The organism is Pantoea sp. alder81, assembly GCF_020179835.1.
Classification (GTDB): Bacteria; Pseudomonadota; Gammaproteobacteria; order Enterobacterales; family Enterobacteriaceae; genus Pantoea.
The window spans coordinates 1-22,888 of sequence record NZ_JAIUDA010000013.1 but is presented as its reverse complement, the minus strand read 5'-3'; the positions used below and the strand labels follow the sequence as shown (position 1 = coordinate 22,888).

Here is a 22,888-nt window from a genome sequence, read left to right as displayed (position 1 = left end):
TGTAGGACAAATAAAACGTCAGGCAGATCTCCGCTCGTGGACTAGAGGTGCATCGCCGTTAACCGCTGATAATAACTGCTGCGTATAGGGATGCTGCGGATTGTGCCAAATCTGCCCAACTTCTCCTGATTCCACAATCTGACCCTGATTCATCACCAGCACGTTGTCTGACATATAACGCACCACCGCCAGGTTGTGCGAAATAAACAGATAGCTCAGCCCTAACTCCTGCTTCATCTCCAGCAACAGGTTCAAAATTTGCGCCTGAATGGACACATCGAGCGCGGAGACCGCTTCATCGCAAATGACCAACTTCGGTTTGACGATCAGCGCACGCGCAATGCCAATGCGCTGGCGCTGGCCACCAGAGAACTCATGCGCATAACGATGCAGTGCCTGTTTAGGCAGCCCAACACGATCCAGCATGCGATGAATACGCTGCAAGCGCTGTGCTGCAGGGGCCGGATCGTGCAAACGAAGCACTGAATCAAGAATGGTGAAAATGGACTGACGCGGATTCAGTGAAGCATAAGGATCCTGGAAAATCATCTGCACACTCTTACGCAATGTCTTTAAGCGCGATTGTGGCTGATGAGTGATGTCAGTACCCTCAATGCGAATGTTTCCGCTATCTGCGTTTATCAGGCGTAAAAGAGTACGTGATAAGGTGGATTTTCCACAGCCAGACTCTCCCACCAAACCGAGCGTTTCACCGGCATGCAGATCAAAGCTAACGTGCTGGAGTGCCGGAATGCGCTTGCGGCCCTGTTTGTAGCTCACCGCCAGGTCATCGACCGACAAAAGTGGGACATCGGTCTTGCCTTCACTGAGAGGCGTAAACGGCAACATCTCGGGCTGGTACAGGTGGAATCGCTCCTTGCCATCATAACGAATCTCGGTGAGCAGGCGCTGGCGATAATGCAGGTCGTTTTCGCCGCTTAATGAGGCTTCCATCAATCCACGCGTGTATTCATGTTTTGGCTGGCGAAAGATTGCCTCTGCACTCCCCTGCTCGACAACCTTTCCCTGGTGCATCACCGCCACGTGATCCGCCCACTGTGACACCAATCCAAGGTCGTGGGAGATCATCAGAATACTCAATGAAAGCTCGCTGCGCAGACGATCCAACAGCATCATAATGTTGGCCTGTACGGTGACATCCAGCGCTGTGGTGGGCTCATCAGCGATAATAAGTTTCGGTTCGCAGGCCACCGCCATGGCAATCATGACGCGCTGTCGCTGGCCGCCAGAGAGTTGGTGGGGGAAATCATCGACCCGGCGGGCGGGATCGGGAATATTGACCAGGTCCAGTAGCTCGATTGCACGGGAGCGCGCCTGTTTACGGTCGAGACGCTGATGTAATCGCAGACTCTCTGCGATCTGCGCCCCCACGCTATACACCGGGTTAAGCGAAGTCATCGGCTCCTGAAAGATCATGGAGATTTGGTCGCCGCGTAAACCGCGTAACACCGGTTTCGGCAGGCTGAGTAGATCCCGGTCTTCGAAGAGGATGCGCCCGCTCACCTCTGCCTGGCTGGCAAGCAACCCCATAATCGACAGTGCGGTGGCGGATTTGCCGCTGCCGGATTCCCCGTCCAAAGCGAGCATTTCACCCTGCGCCAGATTGAAACTCACGCTATTCACGGCAGCGTGGTGTCCGAAATGGACCTGCAGATTTTCTACCGACAATAGTGCTGACATCATTGCTCACTCAGTCTGGGATTAAAGGCATCGTTCAGCGCATCACCCAACAGGTTCAGGCCGAGTAAGGTTATCACCAGGGCAAGCCCAGGCACGGCGGTGAGATACCAGGCGGTACGCAACATTTCGCGTCCACTGCCAATCAGAAATCCCCAGCTCACCACGTTGGGATCGCCTAACCCGAGAAAGGAGAGTGCAGCTTCCATCAGGATGGCGGAGGCGACCATTACCGATGCGGTGACAATGATGGCGGGCAGTGCGTTGGGCAGCATTTCGCGAAAAATAATATGCCATGGCGAGTAACCCTGACAGCGTGCGGCCAACACAAAATCAGACTCGCGCAGGGTGCGAAATTCTGCCCGTACCAGCCGTGCAATGGTCGGCCAGGTGGTCATGCCGATGCTGAAAATGATCAGGGACACTGAAGGGGTGGAGACGGCTAAAATAATGATCACCAGAAGAAAGGCGGGCATGGTTTGAAACAGCGTTGTCACGCGCATCAATAGATTATCGATGACGCCGCCATAATATCCGCTCAGGCTACCAATCAGTGTGCCGGCGCAGAGACCAATCAGCGTGGCGCCCAAGCCAATCATCAGCGAAATTCGGGCGCCATGAAAAATGCCGGCGGTCAGATCGCGCCCCATTGCGTCGGTGCCTAATGGCCATGCCCAGTCATGACCGGGTAGCACTAATGGCGTGGCGACCATATCCAGCGGATCATCGGGAAAAAGCCAGGGGGCGATCACCGCCATGGCGACCACCACGAGCAGAATTAGCAAGCCAAGCAGACCGGCTGGGTTGCGGAGAAACTGTCGCAATGCACGATGATTGATCGAATGCGTGACGGGGAGTGAAGATAACGTGGTCATTTATTGTCTCGCAACACGGGGATCGAGCCAAGCATGAACAATATCCACCACAAAGTTGGCAATCAGCACCAACATTGATGAGAAAAGTAAAATGCCCAGTAAGATATTAACGTCACGTGCCATCACCGCGTCGAGTGCCAGCCTGCCAAGGCCCGGCCATGAAAACACCGTTTCCACTACCGCCGCCCCACTTAATAGCGTCGCGATGTGCATGCCGCTTACCGTGACCAGTGGAATCAACGCACAGCGCAGCACATGAACCAGGGTAACCCTTAATGGCGACAATCCTTTAGCGTGCGCAGTGCGGACAAAATCCTGATGAGCCATCTCCAGCATCGCGGCTCGGGTTAAACGCGCATAGATCGCCAGAAAAAAACTCGCCAGGGAGAACACCGGTAATATTGCATGATAAATGCGGTCGCTGATATAAGCCCAACCATGCAGATCGGCACCGATGGTCATATTTCCATTGCTTGGTAGCCAACCTAAATGAACAGAGAAAAGGACCAGCAACATTAATCCTATCCAGAATCCAGGCAATGAATAGAGTAGTAAGCTGGTAAGAGATAATAAGCGGTCAGGCCAGCGCCCGACAAACAGCGCCATTATTACACCAAAAAACACACCTATAATTAATGCAAAAAACTGGGCTGCCAGCATTAACATCAGTGTGGCGGGTAAGCGAGATAATATTAATGTGGTGACAGGGGTATTAAACCGGGGAGAATAACCTAAATTACCCTGCAAAATATGGCCTCCCCAGTTCAGGAACTGCTGCCATGCGGGTAAATTGAGACCGTACTGTTCGCGCATCAACGCTATGCTCGCCGCGCTGGCACCGCCGGACTCGCCTGCCAGAACGTCAACGGCATCGCCGGGGATGGCTTTTAGAATCACAAACATGATCAGTAAGATGCCGATAAATGTCGGTACCACCTGAAAAGTGGTTTTAACCAGCAGTGAGAGCAACCAATGACGCGTTTGCTGCATAATCAACGTCCTTGCATCAAGGTTTTGAGAAATAGCGAAACTAACAGGCGATGTTTTTTTGTCTTAATAATTATTCTGCAAAAGGATTGCTGAAAAAAGGATATCCAGGAATTAAGCCAGCTTATGCAAATCGTGCATGAGTTAACCCGAAATATTCAGTAGTCATCCAGTATTCGATGTCTGTTAATGACGCCCACAACTTTCAATTATTTAACAGGCAGAGGCATGTCAGAAAGACCTAATATAAACCCCGTTAATCGGGTCGCTGTGGATGTCGGCGGCACTTTTACCGATATTGTGCTGTTACAAGGCCAGCAGCAATATTCAGCGAAGGTACTGACCAGCGCTGAAGCCCCAGAACGCGCCGTGATTGCGGGTATTGAGCAGGTGCTGAATCAGGCTGCATTAGATTTTGCGGCAATCGATTTATTGATCCTCGGCACCACACTGGCAACGAATGCCTTAATTGAACGGAAAGGCGCACGCACCGCGTTGATTACTACCGGTGGATTCCGTGACCTGGTGGAAATTGGGCAGGAAGATCGCTTTGCGCAATATGACGTTTTTCTGCAGAAGCCAAGACCGTTGGTTGATCGGCAATGGCGCTTTACCGTAGAGGAGCGTATTGATGCGCAGGGTACGGTTCGTATTCCCCTTAACGAAGCGCAAGTGGTTGCCCTCGCCAGTGAGTTGAAAACGCTAAAAATTGAGAGCCTCGCCATTGGCTATCTGCAAAGCTTTATCAATCCACACCATGAGCAGCGTACTGCAGAAATCCTGCGTGATTTACTCCCCGGCGTGACGATCTCGCTCTCCAGCGATGTCTGCCCGGAAATTCGTGAGTATGAGCGCCTCTCCACAGTCTGCGCGAATGCGTACGTGCAGCCGTTAGTTGCTGGCTATCTCCAACGTTTACAGCAGCAACTCAGCACCCGTGGATTACGTGTGCAGCCTTACCTGATGACGTCTGGCGGCGGGATCACCACCCTGGAACAGGGCATCAACGAACCGGTGCGTCTGGTGGAGTCCGGCCCGGCAGGCGGCGCTATTCTCGCCAGTAACATTGCCAGTCAGCTCAATCTGCGGAAAGTGTTGTCATTTGATATGGGCGGCACCACCGCCAAAATCTGCTTTATCGATCACTTCCAGCCACAAATTTCCCGCAGTTTCGAATTTGGCCGCGTCCATCGCCACCAGAAAGGTTCTGGTTTGCCGATTCGCATCCCTGTCATTGATCTGGTCGAGATTGGTGCAGGAGGCGGTTCTATTGCGCGTATTGATAATTTACAACGCTTGCAGGTCGGACCGGACAGCGCCGGCTCTGCGCCGGGGCCGGTGAGCTATAACCTCGGCGGTGAACTTGTCACTATCACGGATGCCAATGCGCAACTGGGGCTGCTGGATCCGGCGAGCTTTGCCGGCGGTAAAGTCGAACTGAATGTTGGCAAAGCCGCGCAGGCGCTAGAGCAGCAGGTGGGAGAGCCTCTGGGGCTGGGCACGGATCAGGCCGCGCTGGCTGTGACCGAAATTATTGCCGAGAACATGGCTAATGCGGCGCGGGTGCATGCCAGTGAACTGGGAAAACAGATCGACAGCTATACCCTTGTGGCGTTTGGGGGTGCGGCGCCACTGCACGCGGCCCGTCTCGCCAGCAAACTGGGCATCGATCGCGTGGTCATCCCCCATGCGGCGGGTGTCGGTTCAGCGCTGGGTTTTTTATGGGCGCCGGTCTCTTATCAGGCGGTACGCAGTTTCTATCAGCGGTTGGATAATCTCAACTTTAGCGCCATCAACGCCCTGCTGGCCGCATTGAGTGAGCAGGCGCAACATATCGTTCACCAGGCTGACACGTCTGCTGAGGTCACGTTGGAGCGTCATGTCTATCTACGCTATGCCGGTCAGGGCCACGAAGTGCCGATTGCGATTGAGCATGACATCTTAGATGAGCAAGGCGTGTCCAGCCTGCACCAGCGTTTCACCGAGACCTACCGCCAGTTGTATGGACGCAGTCTCGACCATGTGGCGGTGGAAGCGATCAGCTGGACGGTCACCGCCTCCACGCCTGCGCCAGAGATCGCTTTCCCGGCTCCGGCCCATGAGGTCCATTCCTCACTGAATGCCACACCACGCAAACTTTATTCACTCCAACAACAGCGCCGTATTGAGGTGCCGGTTTATTCGCGTGCGGCGATAAACGTCGCGGGCAAACAGGCTGGCCCACTGTTAGTCGTCGATGAAGAGACGACCACGCTGGTTGATGAACTGTTTGCCGTCAGCAGCACCCCGGAAGGGCATCTGGTGCTGGAACGTCAATCTCTTGCAGGAGGTACACAATGAGTCAGGCCACTATTCAATACCAGGTCATCTGGAATCGACTAATCTCTGTAGTCGAGGAGCAGGCGCAGGCACTGATTCGTACCGCGTTTGGTACGGCGACGCGCGAAGCCGGCGATCTCTCCGCTGGCGTATTTTTACCTGATGGACGCATGGTGGCGCAGGCCGTTACCGGCACTCCGGGCCACGTCAACTCTATGGCGGAATCAGTTAAACACTTTCTTCGCGTCTTCCCCATCGACACGTTAGCGCCCGGTGATGTGCTGCTCACCAACGATCCCTGGAAAGGCACGGGCCATCTGTATGACATCACGATGGTGACTCCGGTATTCCATCTTGACCGCCCGGTAGCGCTTTTTGCCTCAACTCTACATGTGATTGATATCGGTGGACTTGGCCCCGGCCCGGATGGGCAGCAGATCTGGCATGAGGGATTGTTCCTGCCGATCATCAAATTCATCCACGCCGGTGAACTCGACCAAACCGTGCTCAATATTGTGAAAGCTAACGTACGCGAGCCGGCTCAGGTTGAGGGTGATTTTTTAGCGCTGGTGGCATGTAACGACGTCGGCGCACGCCGATTGCTATCGCTGCTGGATGAGTTTGCTTTACCCGATCTGGCAGAAGTCGGCGAATACATCTTACAACGATCCGAGGAGGCCATGCTGGAGGCGGTGCGTCGCTGGCCAACGGGCAGTTGGGAAAGCGAGTTGTGGGTGGATGGCTATGACCAGCCCCTGCGCCTTCAGGCCAGGCTGACGCTCAGTCATAGCGGGATTCATGTTGATTTCGCTGGCAGTGCGGGATTTGTCGCCAAAGGGATCAATGTGGTTAAAGCCTACACCGATGCCTATACCTCGTTTGGTATTCGCTGCCTGATTGGTGCCGATATTCCCAATAATGCGGGTTCGCTTGGCGTGATCACCATTGATGCTCCGGAAGGCTCCATTCTCAACGCCCCCTATCCTGCCGCCGTGACCTCGCGTCATATCATTGGGCAGATGCTGCCGGATGTGGTGTTCAACTGCCTGCGTCAGGCGCGGCCGGGTGAAGTCCCTGCTGAAGGCGCTTCCTGCTTGTGGAATATCCAACTGTCGGGCGGCCACATTCTGCCGGAGTACGATGCCAAAAATACCCTGACGCAGCCTCGTTTTTCCATCACCAGCTTTTCGACTGGCGGCACTGGCGCGCGCCCGCATTTGGATGGCTTATCCACGACATCATTCCCCAGCGGGGTGCGCAACGTCTCGCTGGAAATTCTGGAGTCGATCAGTCCCGTGGTGTTCTGGCGCAAAGAATATCGCCAGGACTCCGGTGGTGCGGGGACACAGCGCGGGGGCTTGGGTCAGGTGATTGAACTCTCCCATGGTCAGGATCTGCCAATGGAACTCGGTGCGGCATGGGATCGCATTCATTTCCCTGCGCAGGGTGCCGAAGGGGGATTAGCCGGTGCACCAGGGCGCGTAACCCTTTCAACAGGGGAGACGCTATCGGGGAAAGGCCGACAAGTGATCCCACCGGGCAGTCATTTAATTGTCGAAACGCCAGGCGGCGGCGGACTGGGCGATCCACAGCAGCGGGTTGCCGCGCAAATCTCACGCGATGTCGCTAATCAGCTGATTGGTACGAAAGTGGCTGTAGAACTTTATGGGCACGACGCTCACTTAACAGATAAAACGGAGTAACTGATGATTCCAGTTTTTCGCCGCACCCTATTAGTGGTGGCCTTAGGGGCTTCTCTATTGGGAGGGCCTGCGCAGGCGGCAGATCCTCAACCAGGCGGCACCCTCAATCTGGTGCTCAACTATGAACCACCGGCACTGATCGCGTTGACCACCGTGGCGACGCCTGCACTGAGCGTCAGTGCCAAAGTCACGGAAGGGTTGCTGAGCTATGATTTTGATCTCAATCCCCAGCCGCAGCTGGCAACGCAATGGGAGGTAAGCTCCGATGGTTTGCGTTACACGTTCCACCTCAGGCCGAACGTGAAGTGGCATGATGGGCAGGATTTCACCTCGGCAGATGTGGCGTTTTCCATTGAACTGCTGAAAAAAGTGCATCCGCGTGCCTCGAGCACCTTTGCCAACGTGACCAAGGTTGAAACGCCTGATGCACTGACCGCCGTACTGGTATTGTCTAAACCTGCGCCTTATTTAATCAAAGCCTTCGCGGCAGCAGAATCGCCGATCGTGCCCAAACATATTTATGAAGGCACAGACCCTTTAACCAACCCGCACAATAACGCGCCAATTGGGACCGGGCCTTATATCTTTGATAAGTGGGTACGCGGCAGTTACATCCTGTACAAACGCAATCCTCACTACTGGGATCAAAATCGCCCGTATCTCGATCAGTTAGTGGTGAAATTTATTCCGGATGCGGCGGCCCGGTCAGTCGCCTTTGAAACCGGTGATGCCGATCTGGGTTACCGTACACCTGTCGCGTTGAATGACGTGGCGCGCCTCAAGTCGCTGCCACAGTTGGGATTTGAAACCAAAGGCAACAGCTATTCCTATAACGTCAGCTCGCTGCAGTTCAATCTCGACGATCCGCATTTTAAAGACCTGAGGGTTCGCCAGGCAGTGGCACACGCCATTAACCGGAATGTTATTTTGCAGGTGGCCTACTTTAGTCTGGGCCAGGTGACGGCGTCACCGATTGCGCCGGGGATTAAAGCTTACAATGACCCTACCCCGTCACCCTATGCGTTTGATATTAAACAAGCTAACCAACTGCTGGATCAGGCAGGCTTGCCGAAAGGCAGCGATGGCACCCGATTTGAGGTGACGCTGGATTACAATCCTATCTCAGAGGATTTGCGTAAAACGGCTGAATATACCCGCTCGGCGCTGGCAAAAATCGGTATCAAAGTCACGCTGCGTGCTCAGGATCTCTCCAGCTTTGTACGCCGTATCTACACCGATCGTGATTTCTCGTTCACCATCAATGGTCACAGCAATCTGTATGATCCGACGGTAGGCGTACAGCGTATTTACTGGTCGAAAAACTTCCGAAAAGGGGTACCGTTCTCCAACGCATCGGATTACCACAACCCGGAAGTGGATCGTCTACTGGAAGCCGCACAGACCGAAAACGATCCGCAAAAGCGTGTCGAGGAGTTCAAGGCCTTTCAGAAGATCGTCGAGCAGGATTTGCCCGATGTTAATCTGATCTCACCGCAATTTATTACCATCTATAACCGTAAAGTCCACGATCATTCGGTGACCGCCGATGGCATCGAGGGCAATCTTTCACAGGTGTGGCTGGATCAGAAGTAACAGATAAGGAAGCCGTTGCAGCGGCTTCCTTATCTATATTAATTAGCAAGCTAAGCTTTGCGGAAATTCCTCTAATTGCTGAGGTACAACTCGTCTATGTTGGTCTCCTGTCTCAACCTCAGGAGAATGAAACACTATGCATCTTGCCGCATTTCTCAATGCCGGTCCGATGGGGACTTCAGGATGGCGTCATCCTGATGCCGATCCCGGTTTTTTAACCGCAGGTTACTATCGTCATGTGGCAAAACTGCTTGAAGCCGCGCGTTTTGACCTCGCCTTCATCCCTGATGCACTTTCGGTACCCCGTTCACTGGGAGGCTCTTTTGCACCCGCCGTGCAGTGGGGCTCTGGCTCACCTCGTCTTGATCCGTTGGTCATCCTGGGTGTGATGGCGGGTGTCACTGAGCATATTGGACTGGCTGCGACCCTCTCAACCGGCTACCACGAACCCTTCCATCTGGCACGTGCACTGGCGACATTTGATCATGTCTCGGATGGTCGTGCAGGTTGGAATATTGTGACCTCCTTCCAGGATGCTGAAGCGCAGAACTTTGGCCAACCCTCATTACCGCCCCGAGATGCCCGCTATGCCAGAGCTGAAGAAGTGGTGAGTGCTACGACGCAACTTTGGGACAGTTGGGATGATGGAGTACTGCAACAAAACAAAGCGACGGGCGAGTTCGGCTCGCCAGAAAAAGTGCGCTCAGTCGATTATCGCGGTGAATATGTCAGTACGCAGGGACCGCTAAATGTGCCGCGATCGCCACAAGGTTACCCCTTGTTAATTCAGGCGGGAGCCTCACCCAGCGGACGTGATTTCGCCGCCCGCTGGGCAGATGTGATTTTTTGCAGCCATGAGTCACTGGACTCTGCCATCACGTTCTATCAGGAGATGAAAAAGCGCGTGGCGGACCACGGACGTAACCCGCAGCAGGTGCGCATACTCCCTGCGGCTACCGTGGTGGTGGGTGAAAGCGATGCCGATGCGCAGCGCAAGCATCAAGCCTTTGCTGATCGGGTGCATCCGCTAGCCGGCCTGTCGCGTCTGGCTTACCACGTGAATGTCGATCTCACCCAATATGATCTTGATGGTCCGCTACCGGAACTCGGCGAAGTGGGTGTGCAGGGTCATTACGATGAAGTGCGTGAATTTGCGCAGCGCGAGAAGCTGAGTATCCGCGAAATAGGCCGGTGGTATGGGGCGCGCACCGAGGGCAACATGGTGGGCTCAGTGGATCGCGTGGTGGATACCATGGAACAGTGGCTGGAACGTGGAGCCGCCGACGGTTTTATGATTCAGGCCACCCATCTTCCCGGCGCATTTGAAGAGTTCGCCCGCGATGTTGTACCGGAGCTACAGCGTCGGGGTTTACACAAAACGGAATATCAGGGTTCAACGGCCCGTGAACACTTTGGCCTGCCGCGTCCGGGACGGGATGAATGGCAACATCGTGCCTTACGGAGCGGAAGATGAGCATATCATTACCCTCTTCACCGGTTGTTTCTGCCCAATGGCTGGCAGAACATCTGCAACACGTGGTGATGCTTGATTGTTCCGTTGCGCGGTCAGCCGAATCAAACGGCAAAACGGCATTTTCCTCCGGATATGACACCTTTTTACAGCAGCACCTCCCTAACGCGCAGTTCGCCGATCTGTTTGGTGGCTTCTCCGCACCGCAGGGCAGATTTCCTTTTACCGCTCCGGATGCCCGCCGACTGTCTGAGGCACTCCGGTTGTTGGGCGTCAATCAGCACAGCTTGATTGTCACTTACGATCAGCTGAATGGTGCATACGCTGCACGCGTCTGGTACTTACTGGCAGGCGTATACGGTTGGTGCAACGTCCGGGTGCTGGATGGCGGCTATGCTCGCTGGGTGGAAACACAAGGCACGATTGAAACGGGCCCTGCTCATTCTGTTGACTACGGCGATATCCAGCTTGATGCCGCACGTCCATTATTGAGAACGACCGAACAAGTCGAGCAAAACACGCAGCACCCCTTGGTGTGCGCGCTGCGCCGCGAGCTCTTTCTACAGGCCCACATTCCCGGCAGCATCAATCTGCCCTATCCCGAGTTGCTCAATTCTGACGGCTTAATCGATACCCTCCGGGTGGCTGAAGCTTTACGCGACGCAGGGATCACGTCCCCTCAGGAATTGCTGCTCTATTGCGGTGGCGGTATTAACGCAGCGGGTCTGGCTCTGGCGTTGGTTACGGCGGGATATCCGATTGATGCGCTTTTACTTTATGACGACTCACTTAATGGCTGGTTGAGTGACAACCATCGCCCAATTGCCACCGGCCCGGTTATTCACACGTGATGAGAGGAAATAAAATGCAAAACCTTAGCTGGCAGGATCGCGCTGTGCGTGACGCGCTTCGCCATATCAAACAAACCAAACCGTTTTGCTACGGCCTGACCAACTACATTGCGGCCAATCTTTCCGCCAATGTCTTGCTGGCGGTCGGTGCCGGTCCGGCGATTGGTGCCGCCCTTGACTGGCAAACCGCTTTTGGTCGCCATGCAAATGCCTTGTGGATCAATGCAGCGTGTTTAATGAGTAATTCTCCCCACGAGGTACGACAGGCCGCGCGGGCAGCCCATGAAGCCGGTGTGCCATGGGTACTCGATCCGGTGGCCGTTGGCGCCGGTGCCACAGAGTACGATCGTGTCGTACAAGGCCTGCTGGATTTTAAACCGACGGCCATACGCGGGAATGCCTCTGAACTGATCGCCCTTGCGGGGGGAAATGGCGGCGGAAAAGGTGTCGAGACCACGTTGACGTCACAGGACGCGCTCCCCTTCATTGAAGCGTTTTCACGCAGCCAAAGTACTGTCACAGCGGTGAGTGGTCCGATCGATTTTATTACCGATGGTCAAAGGACGCTGGCCGTGGAGGGCGGTGATATTCGCTTAACGCAGGTCACTGGCGCAGGTTGCAGCCTGGGGGCACTGACGGCGGCCTTCCTCACTACATCTATCGATACACTTACCGCAGTCGCCGCTGCGCATGTACTGTACGCCGAGGCCAGCGAAAGAGCCTCTGACGCCCGTGGTACAGGCAGTTTTGCCGTGAAGTTCCTGGATGAATTGTCCTTACTTAACCCTGACATCGCATGAAGAAGCGTCTCCGCCACGGAGACGCGTTTCGATTATGGTGCCAGCGTGATCACGTGGGCGGCAATATCGGGTTTGCTTTTGATAATTCCTTGCTGCAAATACCAGTCAGCAATGTGTTGAATATGTGCGATAGCGCTGGCATCAACCGGGGTGACGGGAACCGTGTTTACGCTTCCCAGCTTTTCTGCCAGCCCATCGCCAGATTGCCCCATCTGTTGAGCCCAAATCTTACCAGCCTCAAGTGGATGGGTTTTAGCCCAGGCGTTCTCTTGCTGCAATACGCCATAGAACCACGTCAGCACCTCCGGATGCGCATGCGCGAAGGCATCGCTGACAAAGTATCCCGCCGCATTTTCTGAACCGACCTGCTTACCACTGGCAAGCAGACGTGCATCGTAGCTTTGTTTTGCCAGTGACAGGAAAGGATCCCAGATGGCCCAGGCATCAACATGACCACCGACAAAGGCAGTGCCAGTATCTGACGGGCTGAGATAGACTTTCTGTACCGCATTCTCTGGAATACCTGCGCTGCTGAGTGCGCGTGACAGCAGGTATTCACCGGTTCCTCCTTTATTCACCGCCACTTTTTTTCCGCGCAAATCGTTTAATGACGCGATATGGCTTTCGTTTCGAACCACAATTCCTTCGCCGTCAGCCGGCATAGCTTGATAGGCAAAAAACTGCAGAGGCAAACCGGCAGCAATGGCGGTGACAAACGCGGTCGAGCTGCCGGTTGTGAGATCGATGGCGCCTGCATTTAGCGCTTCATAGGCGGGTGCAGCAGCGGAAAAAGGTCCGGCCCATTCGACTTTGACATGATGTGCGGCCAGCGCTTTTTCCAGCGTGCCCTTCTCTTTCGCCAGGGCTAAATCAGTGGGGCCTCGTAAAAAGCCAATGCGTAATGTGATGTCTTCTGCCGCCTGCGCGGTGCCCGCGCCAATCAGTAGCGCGGCAACCAGGCCGCGAATCAAGGTGCTCTTCATGCTGTTCTCCGGTGTGAGAGATTAACGGCGGCAGGAATAAAACCCACCGCAAAAAGGTCGTCGGCCTGTTGTTGTTGTTCCGCAATCAGACTCGGATTCGCGGGTGTGATCCCCCATGGGCGAGCACGTAATGTCGTCTCCCACTCGTTACGGGTTATCGAAGAGGTCAGGTGCGTGGAGAGCAACTGCGCCGCCTGGGCAATATGTGAGGCAATCCATGCATCATTAAGCTGTAATTGCTCCACCACCCAGGCTGCTACCTCCGGATGGCGTTCGGACCATGCTGCACGGGTCCAGAACAGTGAACGGTTGATAATCTCATCGCCGACACGGGCTAGCGTAACAATCTCCGGATTTTGCTGGGCTCGCGTTAGCCAGGGGTCAATGGCCAGCCAGCCGTCGATCTCACCCGAAATCAAAGCATGCAGCGCCGCTTCACCCTGAATATCCACCAATTGCACATCACGGCGACGTAACTGCTGTTTTCGCAGCAGTTGCGCTAAAAAGTGATCGGTAAAGAAACCGATCATGGCCGACAACCGTGCCCCTTTAAGTGAGCGAAGTTCGCGGCTCTGGTGAGTGAGTAAGGCACAGCTCGCATCACGTGAGGGGGAGCTGGCGAGATAGCCAACGCCCAGTCCCTCTGCCTGAGCATTAATGGGCGGCGTTGAACCGGTACCCACCACATCTAACGCGTTGCTCGCCAGCCAGTCGCCACTGCGGGCACCCTGGGTATAATCAATCCAGTTCACCGACCAATTTTGTTGAGCCGCCGCGCGTTCCATCACACCGCGATGCCGCAAAATAAACAGTGAAAGATTGCTGGGATGACTGCCGATGCGGATCTGCATTACGCTTTCTCCCCGATCGGACGATCCCACAAATTACCCCAGGTGAAACTGTTATCAGGTTGTTCGGCTTCAGGGGTGAGATTCAGGCGCGGCATTACCAGCTCACTGAAGCGATAGGCTTCTTCAAGCAAAGGGAATCCCGAGAGGATAAACACCTCCACTCCCGCAGCCTGATAGGCTCGCAGGGTGCGCTCAACGGTTTCCGGGCTGCCGACAATGGCGGTGCCTGGACCCGGGCGGACCAGACCAATACCTGCCCACAGGCCAGGATAAATTTCTAAATCACGGGGATCCGTCGGTTTTTGGTTGTCGTGTAACGCGCTCATGCGAGACTGGCCAACGGAATCAGAACCCCTTTCCAGCGTCTGGCGTGCGCCAATCGCTTTCTCATCCATGCTCTGGTAAAGCGCATCAACGGCCTGCCAAGCCAGCTCATCGGTCTCACGTACAATCACATATAAACGAATGCCAAAACGCAGTTGCCGCCCATGCTTCTCCGCGCGCGCTTTCACCTGCGCGATTTTTTCCGCAGCCTGTGGTGGTGTTTCGCCCCATGAGAGATAAGTATCGATATGCCTCGCGGCGACTTCTTGCGCGGCGTCAGAAGAACCACCAAACCACAATGGCGGTGGCGGATAACCGCCATTGCCTAGCGCCAGGCGAGCATTATCGATATGAATATGTTCACCTTCAAAGTTCACGGGTTGTTCCGCTAACAATGGGCGTAGCACCTGCAGAAACTCATCGCTCAGGTCATAACGTGCGTCATGATCGAGGTGCAAACCATAGGCGCCAAGGGTGTTCTTGTCGCCACTCACCACGTTCAACAGCACGCGACCTTTAGAGAACTGGTTAAAAGTAACGGCCATTTTTGCCAGCAGCGTGGGCGAAATCAGGCCTGGCTGAATGGCAATAAGGAATTTCATACGCTCGGTATGAGGAATTAATGATGCACCCAGGATCCAGGGATCGTGGGCACCGGTTGCCAACAGTGCACCGGTAAAGCCAAGGTGATCGACCGCTTTGGCGACCTGCTGGAAATAGGCGTAGTTGACCTGCCGGCTGCCGGAAGCGGTCCAGGGTTGTGGGCCATCGGGGGCGGTGAGGTACCAGTAAATTTCCATGCTGTCATCCTGTTAGGTGAAAAAACCCCATAGGATAAGCAAACGATTTGTTATTGGAGAAATGCTGATAACAGGAAAAGTTAGCGATAAAGTGGAAATGACGTCGGGTGGCTCAAATAATCACTTTATTTTTGGCGTCTGACGTCACTCTTTTTTAAAATTGGGTCATTTATGAAAAGCCTTATTTGAGCGGGCAGAACAGCGAATTCATTTATTGTTCCAATTTTGACTGCATCACCCCTTTCCATCATGTTTCCTGACGCAATAACGCTTTCTGTTGATGCAAACGGCTACCCACCCTAAATGCCAGTAACATGCCGATGCAAGCCCCGCCTGCCAGAATGAACATTACGATTCGGAATCCTGAGGCTGATCCCCCGGCCTGGTAAATTTGAGTCGTAACAGCCAATCCCATCGCCCCGCCCAGATTATGCAGCGTCCAGGAAATACCAATTCCCTGAGAGTGTCTTGATGGGTGGAGAGCGGCCAGTGCCGCGGCAACGGAAGGCCCCAGAATGGCGGCCCAGCCCGCGCCCATCAGCACCATTGCAAGGATTAATATCGGTATCAGTGAATCACCAAGGCTGAAAAGTAAAGCTGATGTCATCAGCAGAGTAAATCCTGTCGCCATAACTGGCCATGCACTGTATTTATCAGACAGACGGCCTGCCAGTGGGGAGGTGAGCGCCATGACCAACGTCACCGGCAGCAGCATTAAGCCCAGGCTGGCATCGTTAAGAAGGTAAAGCGTACTTAGCCGGAACGGGAGCAGCATGAAAGCACTGCAGTAAAACACCGCGAGTAATACTGAAAGCAGGCAGGCTGCCGCAAAGGTTTTGCTGCGCAGCATGTCAAAAGCAATCACCGGTTGCGCGGTTCGTCTTTCTGTCATGAAGAATGCCGCTAGCACGATGAAAGACAACAGAAGTGTGAGTAATGACGGTAGAGAAAACGCACCCCATTTCGTGACATAACTTGTCCAGATCAGCAGTGGTATTAACCCACCACACATAAGTAGCCAGCCGGGTAGATTGAGGGGGATTTCTGCGCGCTTAACGGAAGCCGGTACAGTGCTATTGCAAAAAGAGAAGCTGAGCAGAATGAGAGGAACATTTAACAGGAAGACCGCGCGCCATCCCAGTCCACTCACCAGAAGCCCACCTAAAACCGGGCCAAGCGCCAGACCCAATCCATTCGCCGCAAACAATAACCCCAGGGCACGGCCATGGTTGGATGCCGGTATCGCCTGAACCAAAATAGTGGCACTCACGGTATAGAGCACTGCACATCCCGCGCCCTGTAGTAGCCTGAAGAGGTTCAACACATTGAGTTGAGTCGCTAATCCCGCTCCCAAAGAGGCGATACCAAACAACAGCATCCCACTGTATAGCACTCTCCGAGCACCAAAACGTTCTGCCAGTCTTGCCGACATCACCATGCAGCAGCAAAGCGCCATGACAAACAGCGTCATGGCCCACTGCGAAGATTCAATATTGCTGGAAAAGTCACGTTGAATGGCAGGCAGCGCGGTATTCACGATGGTGAAATCCAGGCAGCCTAGAAAACTGGCGAGGCATATTCCAATTTGTAATCGGATTAGTTTCACCGAGTGTTGTGCTTTAGAGAATATCATCAGGTCGCTCGTTCAATTAAAACGTTAGACTGACACGATTTAAATTCGTCAGTTACGCCATCTGATCATTACACTGGCGAAAATGATTCGCCATTGGAGCGTGCCTTTATGATTAATATCGACAGATTAAATAGTATTAAGGCGTTTGTGCAGGCCGCTCAGGCTGGTGGATTTAGCCAGGCCGCCGAGCAACTGGGGCAGTCCCGTTCAACCGTAGGTAAAGCCATCGCCCGGCTGGAGTCTCGCCTCAACGTAAAACTGTTTCAGCGCACGACTCGCTCCCTGTCCCTGACCAGTGAAGGGCAGCAATTTTATCAGGATTGTCTGCTCATCTTGGCTAGCCTCGACGAGGCGGAAAATCGTTTAACGCGTCATGCAAGCGAACCCTCCGGGCAGCTACGCGTTTCGGCTCCCCCTTTATTAGGTGAAAAATGGGTGATGCCGGTTTTGCTTGACCTTACCCAGCGATGGAAAGGGCTTTCTCTTGATTTGAGGCTATCTGCGCAGCGTGTTGATTTGGCGGCGGAGGGGATTGATCTGGCCGTTCGTATTGGTGACCCGGGTTATCATGCCGATCTCACGGCTTGTCTGATTGGTCAGCAACCCTTGTTGTTATGTGCCGCACCAGGAGTAATGTCACCGAATACCGTATTGAACAATGAAAACGATCTCGCGCTTTACCCTCACCTCACGTTATTGGAACAAGGTAAGTCACAGTCGTGGTCACTCAAAAATCCACAGGGCGAAACGGTGTTTTATCCACCGCACCAGCGGTTAAGGTTGAGTACTATGAATGCGGTGTACGCTGCCGCTTTGGCGGGATACGGTATTGCACAGTTGCCGCGCTGGTTAATCAGTCAGGACATTGAAAGTAACAGGCTGGTTGAAATTTTGCCCACCACGCGCAGTCACAGCCTGCCGATTTACGCCGTGTGGCTAAAAACTGCAGCGATGCCACAGCGATTAAGGGTGGCGATTGATGCATTAAAAATGGCATTCGGACAGCACTCTTTTTAGCTTTAAGCGACATTCAAAATAGTGATGCTAAGGTTTAATTAGCTGATAGGTATAATGGCTCAATGTTATTAAAGCATTTGTGGCTTATTAATTACCGATTTAATTTTTAACGCTTACTTCAAATATGATATTTACTTTCTCATAATTCAGCTGAACCTGGCACAACACTTGTTGGTGCTAGTGTTGTTTTCAGCGCAGTTTAAAAATGCCACTGACAATAAACATGATGTTTTTTATTGGGTTATATCATGGCACGTTATTTGCCTCATCCTCCTGATGATTAATAAGGAGAAAGCATGAGCCAAATAGATAAAGCCTGGGGAGACGGTCCATCCGTTGACTATGAAAACCTGGCAGAACGCTTCAGACCTTTGTTTTCACGCATACGTGATGGGGCTATTGAACGTGAACTCAACCGGCAATTACCAACAGAACAATTAGCATGGCTCAAAGATGCGGGTTTCACTGCGCTGCGCGTTCCAACGGAATATGGCGGCAGCGGTATTACGCTGCCTGAGCTATTTAACCTGCTCATCGAGTTGGGTGAAGCGGACTCTAACCTGGTGCAAGCGCTGCGCGGACATTTCGGCTTTGTTGAAAGCATTATTAACAGCGAAAATCAGGAGAGACGCGCGCATTGGTTACCCCTGCTTGCTAAAGGTGACCTTGTTGGACCGGCATGGAGCGAAACCGGTGAGGCGCGTCAGCAAGCCTTCAGCACCCAACTCTCTGAACATAATGGCGTCTGGTCACTTAACGGTAAAAAGTTCTACACCACCGGTTCACTTTATGCTGACTGGATTGATATCGGCCTGCAGGATGAGCAAGGCAATTTACAGGCCATCACCGTCTCCCGTCATGCGACTGGCGTCACGGTGGTGGATGACTGGAACGGTTTTGGCCAAACCCTCACCGCCAGCGGCACGTCTATTTTTGAAAACGTCGTTGTTGCCGACCGTGATGTGTATCAGGAAAACAATTTCCGCTACGCCACCGGCTTTTATCAGTTAGTGCATCTGGCCACACTGGCAGGCATTGGCCGCGCACAAAGTCACGAAGTGGCACAGCAGGTCGCCCAACGTACTCGCACCTACAGCAACGGCAATGCACCTCATGCATCTCAGGATGCGCAAATATTGCAGGTGGTTGGCAAACTGCGCAGCGCGGCCTACTGCAGCGGCGCCATTGTGCTTAAGAGTGCGGAAGCCCTGCAACGCGCTTTTGATGCCCGATACAGTGATGAAGCGTTAAAGGCACAGGTGAATAGCATTGCGGAACTGGAAGTCTCGCAATCATTGAATGTCGTCACCGATCTGCTGTTGAACAGTTCGAGTATTTTGTTTGATGCATTAGGCGCATCCGCCACGTTAAAACCATTGGCGCTGGATCGCTTCTGGCGAAACGTTCGCACGCTCTCCTCACATAATCCACGAATCTATAAAGACCGCATCGTTGGCGATTTTGCGGTTAACGGTGCTTTGCCGCCCTTCCAGTGGCGCATTGGTGTGGCGGACGAACGCCAGGGGGAGCAAGCATGAGCCAACAGTTTCATTTAGCGGGTTTCATGATGGCATCCGCCGTGACCCACAGCCACGCGATGTGGCGTCATCCGCGCAGCAACACTGACTTTCTCAGCGCGCGCTACTATCAGGACGTCGCGCGCGCAGCGGAACGTGGCTTCTTTGATTTCGTCTTTTTTGCCGATGTGTTGGCCGTTCCCGGTCGCTATAACAGTGAGATTCGCCAGGCCGTGGAACAGGGAGTGCAATCTGTCGCCACACTCGATCCGTCCTACGTCGTCATGGCGATGGCCGCGGTAACGCGCCATTTAGGGTTTGGCATCACCCGCTCTACCACCTATTACAATCCCTATGACATTGCCCGCGCTTTTGCCACGCTGGATCATCTCACTGAGGGCCGCATTGCCTGGAACGTGGTGACGTCTAATGCCGATGCGGAAGCACAGAATTTTGGTTTTGCTCACCACCTTGAGCATGCGCAACGTTATAACCGCGCAGATGAGTTCTTGGAAGCGACCTGCAAACTGTGGGGGAGTTGGGAACCCGATGCGCTGATTCTGGATAAACAAGGACGTTTTGCCGACCCTGATAAAGTGCATGTGGTGAATCACCAGGGAGAATGGTTCAACACGCGTGGGCCATTGACGGTGCCTGCTTCACCGCAGCGCCGGCCAGCGATCATGCAGGCCGGTTCTTCCGCGCGAGGCAAGGATTTCGCTGCTCGCTGGGCTGAGATCATTTTTGAAATCGATCCCACACCTGAAGGCCGCAAAGCTTATTACCAGGATGTTAAAGCCCGCACGGCTGCTGCTGGGCGCGACCCGAACAGTCTCAAGATCTTCCCTTCCTTTATTCCTTTTGTTGGCGAGACCGAAAGCATTGCGCGTGAGAAGCAGCGCTATCACAACGAATTGGCCGATCCCATTGCCGGGTTGATTACCCTCTCGGCCCATGTTGATCATGATTTCTCCGGCTACGCGTTGGATGAACAACTACAAAACGTCGATGTCGGTGGCAATACCGGCCTGTTTGATGTGGCCCGTCGTATTACCGCGCAGGACAATCTGACGCTGCGCGATCTAGGCAAACTCTACGCACAAGGTGTTTTGTTGCCACAGCTGGTCGGTACGCCGCAGCAAATCGCCGATCAACTGGAAGCCAGCTTTGACAATGGGGAAGCCGATGGCTTCATCGTTTCGGCTGCATATCTGCCTGGCACATTCGATGAATTCAGTGATTTTGTCGTGCCTGAGCTTCAACGCCGTGGTCGAGTGCGTCAGCGTTATGAGAACACGCGATTACGCGATCACCTCGGTTTACCAGAAGTCTCTTTGCGCGAGTATCTGCGCTAATTTTGCCGTCTTCATCAGGGAAATCTCATGTTTAAAAATGTCCGTTCAACGTTGTTTCATCTGAATAATTCTCGCGCCATTGATGCGCATCTTGACCGTCTTGATGCCCATGGCGTCAGCCGTCGGGAGTTTCTCGCCCTTGCCACTGCCGGGGCTGCCGCCGCGGCCACCGCTAGCTTATGGAGCAGCCCTGCGGTAGCGGTAGTTGCGCCTTCGGGCAAGCTTGCCTATTTGGCGTGGACCAGCCGGGTAGAATTTATGGCGCAAGCGAGCCATGCAACCCAGGCCGCATCACAACTCTTCGGTCTCGGATACAGCTATCTTGATGGGCAAATCGACAGCCAACGGCAATTGAACCAGGCGGAACAACAGTTTGCGGATGGTGCTAATGCACTGATCCTGCATGCTCCGGATGGTAGTGCAGTGCGTCGTATCGCGCAGTTGGCGCAACAAAATAAAGCTTACTTCGCGAACGTCTGGGCTACGCTTCCCTGGTACACCCCGTTTGATGCCAGTGACTATTACACGCTTTATGCAGTGCCAGAAGAGTTCAGTGCGCACCGTGGTGTAACGGAGGTGTTGCTGAAAGCCGTGACCGAAAAGTTTGGCGGTGGCGATATTATTGGCGTTACAGGTGTTCCGGGGTTTTCGACGGACTCGGTGCGCAGCCGCGGTCGTGATGCAGCCTTTGCATCGTTCCCCAAAACCAAACTGGTTGACCAGCTTCCTGGATTGTTCAATCGAGAGGACTCACTGAAAGCCACTCAGGATCTCCTGTCGCGCCATAAAAATGTGGTGGGTGTCGTGGCGCAGAATGATGACGTTGCGCAAGGCGTGATCGCCGCTCTGCGAGCCAATGGCTTGAAGCCTGGCGAAGATGTGCTGGTGGTGGGTGCCGATGGCACGACCGAAGGCGCGCGGGCCATCAAAAGTGGGCAGCAGCTGGCAACCAGCGCTAACTGCCCCGCGTTCCAGGCCGGTTTCTTCACCGCGCGTCTGTATGACGTGTTGAATGGATGGCAGCCGCGCGCGGCAGAACGCATGCTTAACTGGCACTCCGTGACCATGACACGTGAGAACGTTGATATCTATCTACAGCGCTATGTTGATAACGGAGAGGTGCCGCCGTTTGACTATAAGTTAATGTCTAAAGTGGCCCATCCCAATGACTGGGATCCTCAAGGGCAAATCACACCGTTAGATATCGATGTTGAGTGGGCCGGGTTGCCCAAACCCGCTGGCTGGCAGTATCCGCAGGCTTATCTTGATGCCAAAAACAATGGCGAATGGCAGCGTGTGACAGAGGAGTATCGCGCCCATTACAAAATTCCTTTCTTTGGCCCCTCCCCGTTTAAGGCCAAAGCATGAGTACGATGCTCAGTATCCATGGTGTGAAGAAGCGCTATGGAGAAAACACGGTATTGCACGGCTTGTCACTGGAAGTGGCTGAGCGCAGTGTTGTGAGCTTGGTGGGTGAAAACGGTGCGGGGAAAACCACCCTGTTCGACATTCTCTCTGGGCTGACCCGTCACGACAGTGGTGAACTGCTGTTAAGGGGCACGCCCTATACGCCCTCCTCTCTGCAACAGGCGCAGGCGGCAGGCATCGCGCGGGTGTTTCAGGAACAAGCGCTGGTCAGCGATTTGGCGGTCTATGAAAATCTGCTGCTGGGGCGAGACCGCTACTTCTATCGCGCGGGTTTTTTACAGCGTCGCGCCATGATCCAGCAAGCGCAGCGACTCGCTGATGTCGCGGGGTTAGCATTAGACGTGCGTCAGCCTGTCAATCGACTCTCATTTTCGCAGCGTCAAACGCTCGAAATCACCCGCGCTTGCCTGGCACCGAGCCTGGTGGAAGATATTGCTCACCCGCTGATTTTACTGGATGAGCCGACAGCCACACTCGATCTGGCTGATGAACAGTGGTTCTTGTCTCTGGTAGCTAAACTCCGCCAGCAAGCCAGTTTCTTGTTGGTGTCACACCGATTGAATCGCCACGGATAATCTAGACACTTCCGAGCCGTTGATAATACTGGTTTTCATATTCTGTCGGTGACATCTGATCGCTAGAACCATGCCGACGCTTACTGTTATAAAACATTTCGATGTAAT

General features: G+C 53.9%; 19 protein-coding genes. 11 read left to right on the top strand and 8 right to left on the bottom strand.

Features of this window, described 5'->3' with window-relative positions; all coding sequences use genetic code 11:
* Positions 1-18: 18 nt before the first annotated feature.
* Genes LBW88_RS24320 through LBW88_RS24310 form a run of 3 tightly spaced genes read right to left on the bottom strand, consistent with a single transcriptional unit; the run spans position 19 to position 3,563 of the window.
* The gene (locus LBW88_RS24320) at positions 19-1,701 is read right to left on the bottom strand and encodes an ABC transporter ATP-binding protein (protein WP_224935306.1); all 1,683 of its coding nucleotides are present in this window, start codon (positions 1,699-1,701) and stop codon (positions 19-21) included.
* Positions 1,701-2,573 (bottom strand): ABC transporter permease, encoded by an 873-nt coding sequence (locus LBW88_RS24315; protein ID WP_224935186.1) that lies wholly within the window; start codon positions 2,571-2,573, stop codon positions 1,701-1,703. Before LBW88_RS24315 ends, LBW88_RS24320 begins: the two co-directional genes overlap by 1 nt.
* The gene (locus LBW88_RS24310; RefSeq protein ID WP_224935183.1) at positions 2,574-3,563 is read right to left on the bottom strand and encodes an ABC transporter permease; all 990 of its coding nucleotides are present in this window, start codon (positions 3,561-3,563) and stop codon (positions 2,574-2,576) included.
* Between the two features lie 225 nt (positions 3,564-3,788).
* Here LBW88_RS24310 and LBW88_RS24305 point away from each other — a divergent pair, with 225 nt between their 5' ends.
* The 6 genes from LBW88_RS24305 to thiM all read left to right on the top strand — a co-directional run bounded on the left by LBW88_RS24305 (position 3,789) and on the right by thiM (position 12,297).
* Complete coding sequence (locus tag LBW88_RS24305; protein WP_224935180.1) at positions 3,789-5,900, top strand: hydantoinase/oxoprolinase family protein; 2,112 nt, start codon at positions 3,789-3,791, stop codon at positions 5,898-5,900.
* A complete protein-coding gene (locus LBW88_RS24300; protein ID WP_224935177.1) occupies positions 5,897-7,582 on the top strand; it encodes a hydantoinase B/oxoprolinase family protein in 1,686 nt (561 codons plus the stop codon). The genes LBW88_RS24305 and LBW88_RS24300 overlap by 4 nt, the downstream gene beginning before the upstream one ends.
* A gap of 3 nt (positions 7,583-7,585) precedes the next feature.
* Entirely contained in the window at positions 7,586-9,175 is a 1,590-nt protein-coding gene (locus LBW88_RS24295) for an ABC transporter substrate-binding protein (RefSeq protein WP_224935174.1), read from the top strand.
* A gap of 136 nt (positions 9,176-9,311) precedes the next feature.
* Positions 9,312-10,649: an LLM class flavin-dependent oxidoreductase gene (locus LBW88_RS24290; RefSeq protein WP_224935171.1), complete on the top strand. Its 1,338-nt coding sequence runs from the start codon at positions 9,312-9,314 to the stop codon at positions 10,647-10,649.
* Complete coding sequence (locus tag LBW88_RS24285) at positions 10,646-11,497, top strand: sulfurtransferase (RefSeq protein WP_224935168.1); 852 nt, start codon at positions 10,646-10,648, stop codon at positions 11,495-11,497. The genes LBW88_RS24290 and LBW88_RS24285 overlap by 4 nt, the downstream gene beginning before the upstream one ends.
* Positions 11,498-11,511: 14 nt before the next feature.
* Positions 11,512-12,297, top strand: coding sequence for a hydroxyethylthiazole kinase (thiM, locus tag LBW88_RS24280; RefSeq protein WP_224935165.1), 786 nt, complete (start codon positions 11,512-11,514; stop codon positions 12,295-12,297).
* Between the two features lie 32 nt (positions 12,298-12,329).
* Here thiM and LBW88_RS24275 read toward each other — a convergent pair whose 3' ends face one another.
* From LBW88_RS24275 to LBW88_RS24260, 4 genes are all read right to left on the bottom strand, one after another.
* On the bottom strand, positions 12,330-13,280 hold the full coding sequence (locus LBW88_RS24275) for an aliphatic sulfonate ABC transporter substrate-binding protein (RefSeq protein ID WP_224935162.1): 951 nt from the start codon (positions 13,278-13,280) through the stop codon (positions 12,330-12,332).
* Positions 13,277-14,131, bottom strand: a complete 855-nt coding sequence (locus LBW88_RS24270; RefSeq protein WP_224935159.1) for an ABC transporter substrate-binding protein — start codon at positions 14,129-14,131, stop codon at positions 13,277-13,279. The genes LBW88_RS24275 and LBW88_RS24270 overlap by 4 nt, the downstream gene beginning before the upstream one ends.
* A complete protein-coding gene (locus LBW88_RS24265; RefSeq protein ID WP_224935156.1) occupies positions 14,131-15,255 on the bottom strand; it encodes an LLM class flavin-dependent oxidoreductase in 1,125 nt (374 codons plus the stop codon). Before LBW88_RS24265 ends, LBW88_RS24270 begins: the two co-directional genes overlap by 1 nt.
* A gap of 247 nt (positions 15,256-15,502) precedes the next feature.
* Positions 15,503-16,888: an MFS transporter gene (locus LBW88_RS24260; RefSeq protein WP_224935153.1), complete on the bottom strand. Its 1,386-nt coding sequence runs from the start codon at positions 16,886-16,888 to the stop codon at positions 15,503-15,505.
* A 108-nt stretch (positions 16,889-16,996) separates the two neighbouring features.
* On the opposite strand from LBW88_RS24260, the gene LBW88_RS24255 reads away from it, so the two are divergent.
* From LBW88_RS24255 to LBW88_RS24235, 5 genes are all read left to right on the top strand, one after another.
* Positions 16,997-17,905, top strand: coding sequence for a LysR family transcriptional regulator (locus LBW88_RS24255; RefSeq protein ID WP_224935151.1), 909 nt, complete (start codon positions 16,997-16,999; stop codon positions 17,903-17,905).
* 296 nt (positions 17,906-18,201) lie between these two features.
* Positions 18,202-19,443: an acyl-CoA dehydrogenase family protein gene (locus tag LBW88_RS24250; RefSeq protein ID WP_224935148.1), complete on the top strand. Its 1,242-nt coding sequence runs from the start codon at positions 18,202-18,204 to the stop codon at positions 19,441-19,443.
* Positions 19,440-20,777 (top strand): LLM class flavin-dependent oxidoreductase, encoded by a 1,338-nt coding sequence (locus LBW88_RS24245; RefSeq protein WP_224935145.1) that lies wholly within the window; start codon positions 19,440-19,442, stop codon positions 20,775-20,777. Before LBW88_RS24250 ends, LBW88_RS24245 begins: the two co-directional genes overlap by 4 nt.
* Positions 20,778-20,804: 27 nt before the next feature.
* Positions 20,805-22,145 carry a sugar ABC transporter substrate-binding protein gene (locus tag LBW88_RS24240; protein WP_224935142.1) on the top strand — a complete coding sequence of 447 codons (1,341 nt, stop codon included), beginning with the start codon at positions 20,805-20,807 and terminating at the stop codon, positions 22,143-22,145.
* Complete coding sequence (locus LBW88_RS24235; protein ID WP_224935138.1) at positions 22,142-22,780, top strand: ATP-binding cassette domain-containing protein; 639 nt, start codon at positions 22,142-22,144, stop codon at positions 22,778-22,780. Before LBW88_RS24240 ends, LBW88_RS24235 begins: the two co-directional genes overlap by 4 nt.
* A 1-nt stretch (position 22,781) precedes the next feature.
* Here the strand turns inward: LBW88_RS24235 and LBW88_RS24230 are convergent.
* Positions 22,782-22,888: IS3 family transposase (locus LBW88_RS24230; protein WP_129942121.1), on the bottom strand; the 107-nt coding region annotated here is incomplete at its 5' end.

Coding starts and splice junctions, on each gene's coding strand:
- LBW88_RS24245 (WP_224935145.1), top strand. CDS start 19,440: ATGAGCCAACAGTTTCATTTAGCGGGTTTCATGATGGCATCCGCCGTG.
- LBW88_RS24255 (WP_224935151.1), top strand. CDS start 16,997: ATGATTAATATCGACAGATTAAATAGTATTAAGGCGTTTGTGCAGGCC.
- LBW88_RS24265 (WP_224935156.1), bottom strand. CDS start 15,255: ATGGAAATTTACTGGTACCTCACCGCCCCCGATGGCCCACAACCCTGG.
- LBW88_RS24305 (WP_224935180.1), top strand. CDS start 3,789: ATGTCAGAAAGACCTAATATAAACCCCGTTAATCGGGTCGCTGTGGAT.
- LBW88_RS24260 (WP_224935153.1), bottom strand. CDS start 16,888: ATGATATTCTCTAAAGCACAACACTCGGTGAAACTAATCCGATTACAA.
- LBW88_RS24275 (WP_224935162.1), bottom strand. CDS start 13,280: ATGAAGAGCACCTTGATTCGCGGCCTGGTTGCCGCGCTACTGATTGGC.
- LBW88_RS24290 (WP_224935171.1), top strand. CDS start 9,312: ATGCATCTTGCCGCATTTCTCAATGCCGGTCCGATGGGGACTTCAGGA.
- LBW88_RS24250 (WP_224935148.1), top strand. CDS start 18,202: ATGAGCCAAATAGATAAAGCCTGGGGAGACGGTCCATCCGTTGACTAT.
- LBW88_RS24310 (WP_224935183.1), bottom strand. CDS start 3,563: ATGCAGCAAACGCGTCATTGGTTGCTCTCACTGCTGGTTAAAACCACT.
- LBW88_RS24240 (WP_224935142.1), top strand. CDS start 20,805: ATGTTTAAAAATGTCCGTTCAACGTTGTTTCATCTGAATAATTCTCGC.
- thiM (WP_224935165.1), top strand. CDS start 11,512: ATGCAAAACCTTAGCTGGCAGGATCGCGCTGTGCGTGACGCGCTTCGC.
- LBW88_RS24295 (WP_224935174.1), top strand. CDS start 7,586: ATGATTCCAGTTTTTCGCCGCACCCTATTAGTGGTGGCCTTAGGGGCT.
- LBW88_RS24320 (WP_224935306.1), bottom strand. CDS start 1,701: ATGTCAGCACTATTGTCGGTAGAAAATCTGCAGGTCCATTTCGGACAC.
- LBW88_RS24270 (WP_224935159.1), bottom strand. CDS start 14,131: ATGCAGATCCGCATCGGCAGTCATCCCAGCAATCTTTCACTGTTTATT.
- LBW88_RS24300 (WP_224935177.1), top strand. CDS start 5,897: ATGAGTCAGGCCACTATTCAATACCAGGTCATCTGGAATCGACTAATC.
- LBW88_RS24315 (WP_224935186.1), bottom strand. CDS start 2,573: ATGACCACGTTATCTTCACTCCCCGTCACGCATTCGATCAATCATCGT.
- LBW88_RS24235 (WP_224935138.1), top strand. CDS start 22,142: ATGAGTACGATGCTCAGTATCCATGGTGTGAAGAAGCGCTATGGAGAA.
- LBW88_RS24285 (WP_224935168.1), top strand. CDS start 10,646: ATGAGCATATCATTACCCTCTTCACCGGTTGTTTCTGCCCAATGGCTG.